The organism is Anaerolinea thermophila (genome assembly GCF_020723905.1).
In the GTDB taxonomy this organism is placed as follows: Bacteria; Chloroflexota; Anaerolineae; order Anaerolineales; family Anaerolineaceae; genus Anaerolinea; species Anaerolinea thermophila_A.
Map to the genome: position 1 here is coordinate 14,185 of NZ_DYHZ01000009.1, position 12,421 is coordinate 26,605.

General features: G+C 57.6%; 11 protein-coding genes. 2 read left to right on the plus strand and 9 right to left on the minus strand.

Annotation, left to right across the window (positions count from 1 at the left end):
* Positions 1-197: 197 nt before the first annotated feature.
* On the minus strand, positions 198-1,325 hold the full coding sequence (locus LHF31_RS13245) for a 4Fe-4S binding protein (protein WP_298007364.1): 1,128 nt from the start codon (positions 1,323-1,325) through the stop codon (positions 198-200).
* Positions 1,326-1,522: 197 nt separating this feature from the next.
* Between LHF31_RS13245 and LHF31_RS13250 the strand changes: the two genes are divergently transcribed.
* Positions 1,523-1,729, plus strand: coding sequence for a DUF2892 domain-containing protein (locus LHF31_RS13250; RefSeq protein ID WP_298007362.1), 207 nt, complete (start codon positions 1,523-1,525; stop codon positions 1,727-1,729).
* Positions 1,730-1,742: 13 nt separating this feature from the next.
* Positions 1,743-2,258 carry a thioredoxin domain-containing protein gene (locus LHF31_RS13255; protein ID WP_298007360.1) on the plus strand — a complete coding sequence of 172 codons (516 nt, stop codon included), beginning with the start codon at positions 1,743-1,745 and terminating at the stop codon, positions 2,256-2,258.
* 115 nt (positions 2,259-2,373) lie between these two features.
* On the opposite strand, the gene LHF31_RS13260 is transcribed toward LHF31_RS13255, so the two are convergent.
* From LHF31_RS13260 to LHF31_RS13295, 8 genes are all read right to left on the minus strand, one after another.
* Positions 2,374-3,285: an ABC transporter permease gene (locus LHF31_RS13260; protein WP_298007358.1), complete on the minus strand. Its 912-nt coding sequence runs from the start codon at positions 3,283-3,285 to the stop codon at positions 2,374-2,376.
* A 3-nt stretch (positions 3,286-3,288) separates the two neighbouring features.
* Complete coding sequence (locus LHF31_RS13265) at positions 3,289-4,341, minus strand: ABC transporter permease (RefSeq protein WP_298007356.1); 1,053 nt, start codon at positions 4,339-4,341, stop codon at positions 3,289-3,291.
* Positions 4,328-5,836, minus strand: a complete 1,509-nt coding sequence (locus LHF31_RS13270; RefSeq protein ID WP_303774294.1) for an ABC transporter ATP-binding protein — start codon at positions 5,834-5,836, stop codon at positions 4,328-4,330. The genes LHF31_RS13265 and LHF31_RS13270 overlap by 14 nt, the downstream gene beginning before the upstream one ends.
* A 120-nt stretch (positions 5,837-5,956) precedes the next feature.
* Complete coding sequence (locus LHF31_RS13275; RefSeq protein WP_298003403.1) at positions 5,957-6,979, minus strand: BMP family protein; 1,023 nt, start codon at positions 6,977-6,979, stop codon at positions 5,957-5,959.
* A gap of 58 nt (positions 6,980-7,037) precedes the next feature.
* A complete protein-coding gene (locus LHF31_RS13280; protein ID WP_303774295.1) occupies positions 7,038-9,374 on the minus strand; it encodes a xanthine dehydrogenase family protein molybdopterin-binding subunit in 2,337 nt (778 codons plus the stop codon).
* A gap of 15 nt (positions 9,375-9,389) precedes the next feature.
* Positions 9,390-10,628, minus strand: coding sequence for an amidohydrolase family protein (locus LHF31_RS13285; RefSeq protein WP_303774296.1), 1,239 nt, complete (start codon positions 10,626-10,628; stop codon positions 9,390-9,392).
* A 227-nt stretch (positions 10,629-10,855) separates the two neighbouring features.
* Positions 10,856-11,776, minus strand: coding sequence for a YitT family protein (locus LHF31_RS13290; RefSeq protein WP_298010389.1), 921 nt, complete (start codon positions 11,774-11,776; stop codon positions 10,856-10,858).
* A gap of 133 nt (positions 11,777-11,909) precedes the next feature.
* On the minus strand, positions 11,910-12,416 hold the full coding sequence (locus tag LHF31_RS13295; RefSeq protein ID WP_298010391.1) for a ClbS/DfsB family four-helix bundle protein: 507 nt from the start codon (positions 12,414-12,416) through the stop codon (positions 11,910-11,912).
* Positions 12,417-12,421 lie beyond the last annotated feature (5 nt).

A 12,421-nucleotide genomic window follows, 5' to 3' on the forward strand; every position in this document is an offset into this window, starting at 1 on the left:
TAGCCCTGCAACACTTATTTTTCAGGTTGAAATCATCTTCGCAACGGTAAAGATGATAAATTCCTGTCCCTCAGCCCCCCATTTTGTTCTGATACCGGAAGGGACAACTGGATTCAACGTGGAATAAACGCGAACCGCCAGCGGGTCCTCGCTGGCGGAGATGAAGGTATTTATATCAAGAGGTTGATCCTTCCGGGTTAATTCTTCTCCCAGCGCATGCGCAGGCTGAGGGCATCATGCGGACACACTGAGACGCACAACCCACATGCCGCGCACAGATCGGCATCCACCTGCGCAATCTGCTTCTGCGGGGAGCGCAACGCATCGTACTGGCACACCCGCTCGCAAACGCCGCATCCTTTGCAACGTGCCTCATCCACCACCGCCACCTGCTCCAGCGTGGTCACCACCCGCTGTCCATTGCGGTATTTTTCCAGGAACTTTCCCTTGACCTCCTGCAGACTGGAATAGCCATGCTCTTCCAGCCAGCGGGCGGTCTCGGCGGCGATTTTGCCGTAAATTTCGGGACCGCGCAGAATGGCGGCGGTGCAGACCCCCACCATAGAGGCTCCCGCCATCAGAAATTCAATCACATCCTCGCCGCGCGTCACACCACCCACGCCGATGATGGGCTTTTCGGTCACCCGAGCCGCCTCAAACACCGAGCGCACCGCCAGCGGCTTGAGCGGCGCACCCGACATCCAGCCGTACCCGAACTTCGATCCCAGAAAGGCTTCCCCACCGTGTTCAATATCAATGCTCAGAGTGGGTCCAAAACTGTTGATGCAGGCAAATCCGTCCACGTACGGATCGAGCAAACGCACAAAAGCCCCCAGATCGCCCAAATGCGGGCTGAGTTTGGCAATGATGGGCAGGGTAACCACCTCGCGCAGCAACTGCGCGGTTTCAATCAGGCGTTCCGCATCCAGATAATGCACTGAAAATTCGATGATATCCACGCCCTTGTCCTGCAAACGCGGTCCCAGCACGGCAAGATCTTCAGCACTGTATCCCACGCTGGCGATCAACGGCAATCCATACTCCCGCGCAACAGCAATCGCTTCATTGTATTCCTTTTGAAACCACACTTCCGGCGGAAGTTCGCTCCATAACTCGGTATTCAGCATGCCCATCGTGCCAAAGCGTACCATGTTTGGATGCGGTACCGGCGCGGCGCGGCTGGAAATCGTTTTGGTCAGCAAGCCTCCTGCGCCCCCTTCGGCGGCGCGGCGCACCATGCGCCCCGAGCCTACGTTGGGACCCGCGGCAGGGATGACCGGGTTACGGAAGGTATGCCCCCAGAGATGGAGTGAGAGGTCAACCATCGGATGCCAATTCCTTTCAAATTGAGGGATTGTGGAAATTGTCTGACATGCTGATTATAGCGGGGATGAGTAAGGCTGTAAACGGACATTCTTCCTGATTTTTGGAATGTCTCTACCCGATTATGTGCAACCTTTTTGCACAATGAACATCTAAACATGTAGATTATTCAACTTTTCGGAGGATCCAGGAGGTCCTTATGTCAAACTGGATTAACGAATCAGGGTTAGATCGCGTCATTCGCGTCATTGTGGGGCTGGTCCTGCTGGTGCTGGGCTGGGGCGGAATCGTCACCGGCACACTGGGAACCGTCTTCAAAATTCTGGGCTTTGTCCCCCTGCTCACCGGCTTGATTGGCTTCTGCCCGGCATATGCACTGTTCAAATTCCGCACCAACAAAGCCTGATCTCTGAACCTTCATGGACCGGACTGAACTTTTAAAGAAAATCCAGAGACATCCTCGCCCCGTCATTGTCGAATTCTGGGCGCCGTGGTGCACCCCCTGTAAAGTGATGGAGCCCGCCCTGAAACAGGTGGCAAAAGAATTTCAGGGCAAGGTCGATCTGTGGCGCTACAACGCCGATGAACATCCTGAACTGGTGCGCGACCTGCGAGTCATGGGCATTCCTACCCTGCTGGGGTTTAACGCACAGGGAGAGATTTTCCGCCGTACCGGCGCACTGCCGCTGGCAGGCTTACGCGAAGCCTTCACCGCTGCGCTGGAGGGCAAAAAGCCTGAAAAGCATCTTTCAGCCCTGGAGCGGGCATTGCGGGCAGGTGCCGGCATCGCTTTGATCATCGCGGGGATCTCCCTGCAAACCAACTGGATCTTAATGGGACTGGGTGGTATTGTGCTGTTCAGTGCAGTGTATGACCGCTGTCCCATTGTGCAAGCCATCAAGCCCCGTCTGGAAGCGCTGTTCAAAAAAGGATAATATCACTCCCGTGGGATTGAAGAAAGCCCTGCCATTGCCTTCAGCAGGGCTTTCGACTTTAAAGGCAAATGGAGACGGGCACAGCCCGTCTCCCAATCTTTTCTTTGTTGATCCCCTACTCCCGGCGGTAGGGTTTGAGCAGAGCCGCCGGAGCCGCGGCGCTGCGCCCCGCCAGAACCAGCGCCAGAATGGTGACAAGATATGGAAGGGCAAGAAACAGTTCATAGGGCAGTTGCGCGCCGGTGGCTTGAAGGCGCAATTGAAGCGCCGAAACGCCGCCGAACAACAGCGCCCCCCACAGTACCCGCGAGGGAATCCAGTTGGCGAAGATGATCAGCGCAATGCACACCCATCCGCGCCCGGCAATAATCCCGAAAATGAACGACCCTAACTGCGCCAGCGAGAGGAAAGCCCCGCCCGCCGCCATCAGCCCACCGCCAATTGCCAGCGCAATGTAGCGAATGCGGAACACGTTGACGCCCGCCGCGTCGGCGGCTTCGGGGTTCTCGCCCACGGCACGCAGACGCAGCCCAAAACTGGTGCGGTACAGAAGCCACCATACCAGCGGCACCAGCGCAATGGCAATGTAGGTAAGCAGGTACTGTTCAAAAATCGGGCCCAGAACCGGCGTATCACCAAAGGGAGAGACTTTGGGGAACGTGGGGATGGACGGCTGAACACTGCGCTCTCCAAAAATAACCCGATACAGGAAGAGAGAAATGCCCGTCATCAGCAGGGTGATGCCCAGCCCGGAAACGTGCTGGTTCACCCCCAGCGTTACGGTGAACAGCCCCATCAACAGTCCTGCCAGCATCCCGGCAAGCACCGCCGCCAGCAACCCCAGCCACAGCGAGCCGGTGAGGTACGCCACCGCAAAACCGGTAAATGCCCCGAGGAACATGGTGCCTTCAATGCCCAGATTGAGGATACCGGAGCGCTCGCTGAACAGTTCTCCCAGCGTCCCCAGAATGAGAGGGGTAGCCACCCGTAAGGTAGCGGCAATCAGTCCGACCAGAAAGGCTTCCATGGCTCACTCCCTCCGAATACGATAATTCTGCAAAACCAGCGCCGCCAGGGTAATGAGCAACAGCGCCGATTGCACGATGTTGCCCAGATAAATGGGAATGCCCATCGCCCGGCTGACGGTTTGCGCGCCAGTATCCAGCAGGCCCAGGAACAACGCTGCCAGACTGACCCCCAGCGGGTTCAGCGCGCCCAGCATGGCAACAATGATGCCGGTGTAACCAAAATTATTGGAAATGGCTTCGATGAGGTGATAGTGAATACCTGCCACCTCACTCACACCCGCCAGACCGGCAATCCCACCAGAAATCAATGCTGCGGTAAGCATGGTCTGTTCCACTTTGACGCCGGCAAACCGGGCTGCTTCTTTGCCCAAGCCCACAGCGCGCATGCGCAAACCCAGCGCCGTACGCCGAAAGACCAGCCACACCGCACCGATGGAAATCCACGCCAGCAGGAATCCCAGATGCAGGCGGGTGCGCGGAATCAAACGGGGGAAAATGGCGCTGTCGGCAATTTCCGGAGACTGCGGCCAGCCCGAAACGGGCGAGCGCCACACCCCGTTAAGCAGGAAACTGATGAAGAACAGGATGACCGTGTTCAGCAAGAGGGTGGTGACCACCTCATCCACATCCAGCCGCGTCTTGAGCAGAGCGGGAATGGCGGCGTATGCCATCCCTGCCGCAAAGCCGCCCACAATCATGATGGGGATTGCCAGCACCGGCGGCACATTCTGCAGTACCATGCCTAATCCAGCGGCGGCAACCGCGCCTGCCAGCAATTGTCCCTCGGCGCCGATGTTGTAATACCCAGCCGAGAATGCAAAGGTGACCGCCGCACCGGTGAGCAACAGCGGGGTGGATTTGACCAGCACCTCAATGGCACTGCTCTGCGATGCCAGCGGCGCAATCAGGAAGTAGTAAAAAGCCTCAAAAGGATTTTTATTGAGCGCCAGCACCACCAGAGAAGTAAGCAGGAAGGTCACCACAATGCTGATGACCGGAATGAGCGGCCTCACCCATAACGGCGCGGGGTAGCGTTCAATCTTAAGCCTCGGCATAGTCCACCTCCAGCGCGCCAGACATCATCATCCCCAGCACTTCGGGCGTCGCGCGCCTGCCGGAGACAATGCCCACAATGCGCCCTTCGTACATCACGGCGATGCGGTCGGAGAGCGCCAGAATTTCGTCCAGATCTTCAGAGATCATCAAAATGGCAGTGCCAGCCTCACGCTGTTCAAGAAGTTTACTGCGCACGTAATCGGTCGCGCCAATGTCCAGTCCGCGGGTGGGATGTGCCACAATCAAAACACGCGGTTTGTGTGCCAGCGCCCGTGCCAGCAGGACTTTCTGCATGTTTCCGCCCGAAAGAGTGCGAATAGGATCCTGCGGTCGGGCTTTGATTTGAAAGTCCTCAATCATCTTCTGGGCAAACTTCTGTACGGAAGCGTAATCCATCATGCCGTTGCGGGAAAATTCCTCCAGATGCTCCAGCACCAGATTTTCGGCAACGCTCAGGTCCCCCACCACACCGCTGTGACGATCTTCGGGCACCCGCCCGATGTTGGCGGCGGCAAAGTCAGCCGGGCTTGCCCCCGTCATGTCTTTGCCATCCACCCAGACCGTCCCGCTGACCGGCTTCAGCATTCCCGAAAGCACCTGTGCCAGTTCACTCTGTCCATTCCCGGAGATTCCCGCAATGCCCAGAATCTCGCCCGCGCGCACCTCCAGCGAGATATTTTTGAGCGCAGGTAACCCTTTCTTGTCCAGGGCGTTGACTTTGTCCAGTTTCAAGCGCACTTCGCCGCCGCGGCGCTCTGCCGGACGCACCACACCGAACGTTTCGCGCCCCACCATCATGCGCGCCAGTTCGGCTTCATTGGTCTCGCCGCGCAAAACGGTACCGATTTTCTTGCCGTCCCGCAAGACGGTGATCCGGTCGCACAGTTCCATCACCTCATTGAGTTTATGGCTGATAAAGACCAGCGCCATACCGCTTTCGCGCAGTTTGTTCAGCGTCTGGAAGAGGGCTTCCACTTCCTGCGGAACCAGCACCGCGGTGGGTTCGTCCAGAATCAACACGCGGGCATTGCGGTAGAGCGACTTCAGAATTTCCACCCGCTGACGTTCGCCCACCGACAGGTGGCGCACCAGAGCGTCCGGTTTGATCTCAATCCCGAATCGCTTTGCCGCATCTACCACGCGCTGACGCATCTGATCCAGATCCAGCGTCACAGCGCCTTCCTGACCCAGAGCAACATTTTCCACCACACTGAGGGGCGGCACCAGGGTGAAGTGCTGCGTGACCATGCCAATCCCCAGACCAATGGCATCCTTCGGGGAATGGATGACAACCGGCTTTCCTGCCACGCGAATCTCGCCTTCATCGGCGCGGTAAAGCCCGTAAAGTATGCGCATCAGGGTAGTTTTACCAGCGCCGTTCTCCCCCAGCAGGGCGTGAATCTCGCCCGGCTTGAGGTCGAAATCAATGCCCTGGTTGGCTTCCACCACCCCAAAGCGTTTGGTGATCCCCTGCATCTCCACTATAAAGTTCAAGGCGGGATCCTCCTTTGGCGTTGAATACCCGCATGGGGTCCGGGGAGTTCCAGCCGGACCCCATGCCCTTTGCAGAAAGACTACAACACCCGTTGCGGGATCAAACGATCACCTGCCAGATCAGTTAACTGGCTGCGGCTGATTCTCGTCAATGTCCACACGGAAGAGACCTTCTTTGATCTGCTGTTCGCGTTCGCGCACCTTCGCCAGCAGTTCAGGCGGAATCTTGCTCTCGGTTGCGTGGAACGGAGCCAGGCTGGCGCCGCCCTTCGCCACCATCGAGAAGTCCTTGAGGTCCTGTGCCGTGTACACGCCGGCTTTCACCTGGCTGATGACGTACTCCACGGTGGGGGTCATGTTCCACACCGGACTGGAGACCACCAGATCAGGCGCCAGTGAGTTTTGATCGCTCATGTTGCCAAAGACAAACAGTCCCTTTTCCTTGGCGGCTTCAATAACGCCAAAGCGTTCAGCGTACAGCACATCGGCACCGGCATCAATCTGCGCCAGAGCGGCTTCTTTGGCGGCGGCAGGATCGAACCACGAGTTGATGAAGGTCACCAGCACTTTCACGTTCGGATTGACCTCTTTGGCGCCGCGGATGAAGGCATTGGTCAGACGATTCACCTCAGGCACGGGATACCCGCCGACCACGCCAATGATTCCGGTCTTGGTCAAGCCGCCTGCCAGCATACCGCACAGGTAAGCCGGTTCATGAATCCAGTTGTCAAACACCGAGAGATTGGGATCCGAGGGACCCAGACCCGAACCGAAGACAAAAGCAATTTGCGGGAAGTCCTTGGCAACACGGCGCACGGCTTCCTCGTTCCCGAAGGCATCGCCAAAAATGATGTCGGGTTTCTTCTGCTCGGCAACCTCGCGCAGGATGCGCTCCATATCGCCCGAGTAGCCGATGTTTTCGGTGTATTCGTACTCAATTTTGCCTTCTTCGCGGGCTTTGATCAGCGCGGCGTGAATGACGCCGTCCCACGGCTCTTCAATGGGGGTAGCGAAGGCACCGAAAACCTTGAGTTTATCCGACTTGGGTGCCGCCGTGGGAGTTGCCGCGGGCGCACACGCCGCCAGCATACTGGCTACGAACAGCACCAGCACCAGCAGGGAAACAAACCGATTGAATTTCATGTTCTCCTCCATTCAGCAATTGGATTGAACGGAACAAACGGAAACCCTAACGAATATTTTACCAGAATGTTGCAGAAGCGCCTCCTTCCCGGCGCGTTTCAAGCGCCGTCATGATCTGATCTGGAGTCACCGGCAGTTCGTAGAATTCGACTCCCAGGGCTCTCGCCACCGCATTGGCAACCGCCGGTGGAATCGCCACAATACCGTGCTCTCCCAGTCCACGCGCGCCATAGGGTCCGGTCGCATCCGGAGTTTCAATAAAGATGACTTCCATTTCAGGCATATCGGCGGCACAGAGGATACGGTAATCCACAAAACCGGCGTTGAGGATGCGCCCGTCGGGAGCGAATTTGAGTTTTTCCATCAGCGCCGCACCCAGCGCCATGGTCATGGCGCCTTCCACCTGCCCGCGCGCCGTCACCGGGTTGATGATCTTTCCGGCATCCTGCGCGCTGACCATTTTCAGAACATGGATTTGACCGCTGTCGGGGTCAATCTCCACATCCACCCCCTGACAGCCAAACGTCCACGACGCCGCCATGTTGCCCTGCCCGGTTGCCGGGTCGGGAAAAGTCAAACCTCGGGGCACAAACATGCCCCGCCCGATCACCGGCGGGTTGAGCGCCGAACCATCCGGACGGGTATAACCCACAGCAAAGCGCCGGTACGGCAGGGCTTTTTCGGGCTTGCCCTGCGGATACAGACAGCCATCTTCTGCCACCACCTCATCGGGCGGCACATCGAACACCAGCGCGGCAGCCTGACGCAACTGTTCAAGCGCATCTTCTGCCGCCATACGCACGGCATTGCCCACTGCCCAGGTCGAGTGACTGGCAACCGTCTGCCACTCCTGCGGGGAATATTCCGTATCCACCACCGGGGCGTACTGCACCTGCTCAATGGGCATGTGCAGGGTCTCAGCGGCAATTTGCGTCAGGATGGTGTTAACCCCCTGCCCCATTTCAATTGAACCGGTGAAAAGGGTGGCAGTGCCATCCTCATTGAATTTGATGACCGCACCGCTTTGCGCATTGGTCTTCATCACCGGCGATTTCATGAAACAGGCAATCCCCTGCGCACGGATACGTCCCGGAACGGTCGGGGTGGTCTCTTTGCCCAGCGCATCGCGCACCGCCAGCAGACACAGGTCGGCGCGCCCGTTGTACTCTTTCATCGTTTGCCCGATGGCATTCTGCAAGCCCGGGCGGAGCAGGTTGCGCAGGCGCAGGTCCACCGCATCCATGCCCAGTCGGCGGGCTATTTGATCCATCTGACGTTCCATCATCCAGTGCACTTCGGGGTGCCCATAACCACGGTATGCACCGGTGGGCGGGGTGTTGGTATAAACCGCATGCGAGCGCAAATCCAGATGGGGAATGTAATAGGGACCGGTGGCATTGTGTCCGCCGCCCTGGCTGATCCAGATCGAGTAATCGGCATAACCGCCACTGCCAAAATACAGTTCAGACTGATGCGCCAGCAGGTTGCCCTCGCGGTCCACCGCCGTCTTCATCCGTCCCCAGCATCCCCGTCCATTGACCGTGCCGGAGAACATTTCCTCACGGGTCAAAATCAGGCGGATGGGCAATCCCGGCACATGGTACGCCACCAGCGCCAGCAACGGCTCGATGGTCACATCCGACTTACCGCCAAAACCGCCGCCCACATACGGCACCTGCACACGCACATTCGCCGAGGGCATGTCCAGCAGATACGCCACCGTTTCGCGCACGTAGAAAGGCGATTGCGAACTGGTGTAAATGGTCAGGCGTTCGCCATCGTACTGAGCAATGGCGCCGTGCGGTTCCATCTGCACGTGCGCAATCCAGGGCACCCAGTATTCGTTTTCCACCACCAGATGGGCTTCGCGGAAAGCCTGTTCGACATTCCCGCGCCACAGGCGGTAGCGGTGAGCAATGTTTGTACCCGGCTGAGGATGCACCACCGGATCGTGAGCGTACTCTTCCAGATCTTCATGGATGAGCGGAGCGCCGGGCGCAACCGCATCACGCGGATGCACCAGCACCGGCAAGGGCTCATAATCTACCTCGACCAGTCGGGCGGCTTGATCGGCAATCTCTTCGCTGACCGCCACCACCACCGCCACCGGTTCTCCCACGTAGCGCACCTTCTGGCAGGCAATCACGGTGTGATCATTGATGGCAAAGCCAATCCGTTTGGGGCACTCCCGCCCGGTGATGACAGCGCGCACGCCCGGAACTGCCAGCGCGCGGGAAGCGTCCACGCGGCGCAGACGGGCATGTCCGTGGGTGGAACGAACCACCCGCGCGTACAGCATACGCCCCAGGCTTAAATCGGCAATGAAATCCGCCTGCCCGGTCACCTTTTCATACGCGTCAATGCGGGGTTGAGGGACACCAATAAAAGTTGTCATACGTCCTGTTCGTCCTTACAAACCAGCCATGTTGCGCACGGCTTGCTGATCCACCAGTTTGCCGTGACTGATAACGTAGCGCGGCGCCTCGTGATAACGCAGGACTTCCAGGACGTTCTTCTGCTCCATCACCACCAGATGCGCCGGAGAACCCACCTTGAGGGCAAAATTCTTCAAGCCAATGGCGCGCGCCGCGTTGACCGTCACCATATCGTACAGAATCTCCATATCGGAAGCGGTGGTGAACCACAGCAAATGGGAAGCCAGGAAAGCCACCTCGGGCATATTGTTGCGTCCGTAGGGGTAGTAAGCATCGGAAATATCATCCTGACCCAGACAAACCAGGCACCCTTCAGCAAGTAATTCGCGTACGCGGGCATGCAGGGGACCGGTGTGGGGGTCGCTCACCACACCCATGCCGGCTTTCTTGAGCAGTGCCGCCAGTTTCTGGAAGTACGGCGTGGGGTACATGGACATGGCGCGGGCGTGATGCGCCAGCGAGCGTCCCTGCCAGCCGCGGCGGATGGTCTCCAGCGCCATCATCTCAATGGAGCGCAAACCGGGATCTCCGGCATCATCCACCAGCATGGAAACGTCCTTGTTAAATTCCACCGCCAGGTCAAAAATTTCGCGCACGTGCTGACGCATATCCTCTTCGGTGTACTCAATCCAGGGAATGCCCCCAGCCACATCGGCGCCCAGTTCCATTGCCTGATGCATCAACTCTCTGGCGCCGGGTTCACGCACCATGCCGTCCTGAGCAAAGGCTACCACCTGAATATCCACAATCCCACGGAACTCTTCGCGGGCGCGGATGAGGGCTTTGACCCCTTCCAGTCTGGCTTTGCTATCCACATCGGCAAAGGCGCGAATATGGGTATTGCCGTAACGGGCGGCATCCACCAGGGCGCGGCGCACGTTCTCGATGATCCAGCGCTCGTCATATTTTTCCTTGACGCGCGCTGCCAGTTCAATGGCGGTCATGGCTTTGCCCATATCGGCACCGTGATAGTCTTTGAGGGCTTCCTCGTCCATCATCTGCAGGGTGTACACCTTGCACAGGTGCAGATGGGTGTTGACGAAGGACTCGGTAACCAGCCCACCAGCGGCGTCCAGTTCCTGAGCGGCGATCCCATCCACATGAGGGGCAATGGCAGCAATGACGCCATCGGCAATGGCAATATCCATCCACTGTCCGGCGGGGGTACGGCGCAATTGCGCCCGACGAATGATTAAATCGTATTTCTCAGGCATCTTCACTCCCCAGAAAAAGACATTTGATATACAGCATGCCCATCCAAAGGGCTGAACCTGAATTTTTTTCTCGCTGGAATAACAAAATCCGCGTTCTCTAACGCTGGAATACATTCAGTATATAGAAAACGCGGAACTTTTTCAATAAGAAATGTCATAAATTGTCTGATGATTGTAATATTGGGGGTTCTACAGTGAAGGAACCCCTATCCTCGAGCCCGGTTGCGCTACTGGAGCGGACGGAAACCTTCGCCCAGCGCTTCATGCGCCTGCCCGATGACCATGAATGCGTTGGGATCCACCGCTTTCACAATGGACTTGATCTGGCTGATCTCCGAGCGGGTAACCACACAGTACAGTACCTCGCGCTGAGCGCCTGTGTAACCGCCTCTTCCCTCTAAAAAGGTAACTCCGCGTTCCATTTCGTAGAGGATTTTTTCCGCCACTTCCTTTGGACGGCTGGTAATGATCATGGCGGTGCGGAAAACGTTTGAACCTTCCAGCACCATCTCCGCCGCCAGACCACTGACATAAGTTACCACCAGGGCGTAGAGAGCATTTTCCCAGGCAAAGACAAACCCTGCCGAAAGGATGACCGCCGAATCGGTCGCCAGATATGCCTGCGAGATGGAAATCCCCAGCCGTTCGTTGAGAATGCGCCCCAGAATGTCACTGCCACCGCTGGTGCCTTTACCGCGGTACACAAACCCCAATCCAACCCCCATCACCACGCCCCCGTAGAGGCAGTTCAGCACCAGATCATGCACCACACCATCCGCCGGCAGGAAGAGCGCCAGAAAGTCCGTAAAAAAGGAAAAAGCAACGATAGAAAGCGCCGTGCGCAAAGCAAAGCGGGGACCACCCAGATGTTGCCAGCCCAGAACAAACAACGGCACATTGCCGATGAAGACCATCAACCCAATGGGCCAGCCGGTATAGTGGTTAATCAACTGCGCCGCGCCACTGACCCCGCCGCTGACCAGTTGCGCCGGGATGAGGAACAATCGCATGGCAAATGCCTGCACCAACGCCCCGATCAGCACATAGAGATAATCCTGCACCGACTCGCGTGAGAAGTCAATGCTCTTCCACATTTCGCTCATCTTCTGGCGGAAACTCTTGAAACTGGTGATGCGGTTCAAATCCATACCCTCAAAACCCTCCCCATTGCAAATAAAGATTTCATGCGTGCCTCACGTCACCCGCAAAGTCCTGCCAGAGATCAAGCCTGTTTCTGCACCTTTGAGAGGCAAATGCGGAATGATATGAGAACCTTCCGTCTTATCCTGACTGGACGTTTTTTAAAGAACCTTTCCATGCCCGCAAGCCTGCGGCATGTTCGCGTTCATGTTCAAAAGCGCACACCGCGATGAGTCGCCAGAGGGGCGTTTTGCCCAGTCTGGGATGCAGTCCCGGCTGAAACAACTGATCATCGCGAAACTCCGCCGTCCGTCGCAGTAACTGCGTATGGACGCCAAGAAAGTCGCTCCATACCCGTTCCCAGGGGCGGTCTTTGGCCATCTCCACCCAGCGGGCATTGCAGGCATCCACATCCAGTTTCGGGTCAAGAAGGATGCTGGTTATGGGCGCTCCGCGCTTGAGGGTGTACAACAGGGTGACCATCTCACCTTCCCAGTGGTTGAGATGCACCAGTACGTCTTTCACCGTCCAGGCTCCACAGGCGCCGGGGGTTTCCCGCTCTGCTTCGGGGATGCTCTCCAGAACCTCCAGCAGTTCGGCGCGGGCAGAGCGCAGTTCGCTTAACAGTTCATCACAGGTTGCAGGCATGGTTT

Coding starts and splice junctions, on each gene's coding strand:
- LHF31_RS13245 (WP_298007364.1), bottom strand. CDS start 1,325: ATGGTTGACCTCTCACTCCATCTCTGGGGGCATACCTTCCGTAACCCG.
- LHF31_RS13250 (WP_298007362.1), top strand. CDS start 1,523: ATGTCAAACTGGATTAACGAATCAGGGTTAGATCGCGTCATTCGCGTC.
- LHF31_RS13255 (WP_298007360.1), top strand. CDS start 1,743: ATGGACCGGACTGAACTTTTAAAGAAAATCCAGAGACATCCTCGCCCC.
- LHF31_RS13260 (WP_298007358.1), bottom strand. CDS start 3,285: ATGGAAGCCTTTCTGGTCGGACTGATTGCCGCTACCTTACGGGTGGCT.
- LHF31_RS13265 (WP_298007356.1), bottom strand. CDS start 4,341: ATGCCGAGGCTTAAGATTGAACGCTACCCCGCGCCGTTATGGGTGAGG.
- LHF31_RS13275 (WP_298003403.1), bottom strand. CDS start 6,979: ATGAAATTCAATCGGTTTGTTTCCCTGCTGGTGCTGGTGCTGTTCGTA.
- LHF31_RS13280 (WP_303774295.1), bottom strand. CDS start 9,374: ATGACAACTTTTATTGGTGTCCCTCAACCCCGCATTGACGCGTATGAA.
- LHF31_RS13285 (WP_303774296.1), bottom strand. CDS start 10,628: ATGCCTGAGAAATACGATTTAATCATTCGTCGGGCGCAATTGCGCCGT.
- LHF31_RS13290 (WP_298010389.1), bottom strand. CDS start 11,776: ATGGATTTGAACCGCATCACCAGTTTCAAGAGTTTCCGCCAGAAGATG.
- LHF31_RS13295 (WP_298010391.1), bottom strand. CDS start 12,416: ATGCCTGCAACCTGTGATGAACTGTTAAGCGAACTGCGCTCTGCCCGC.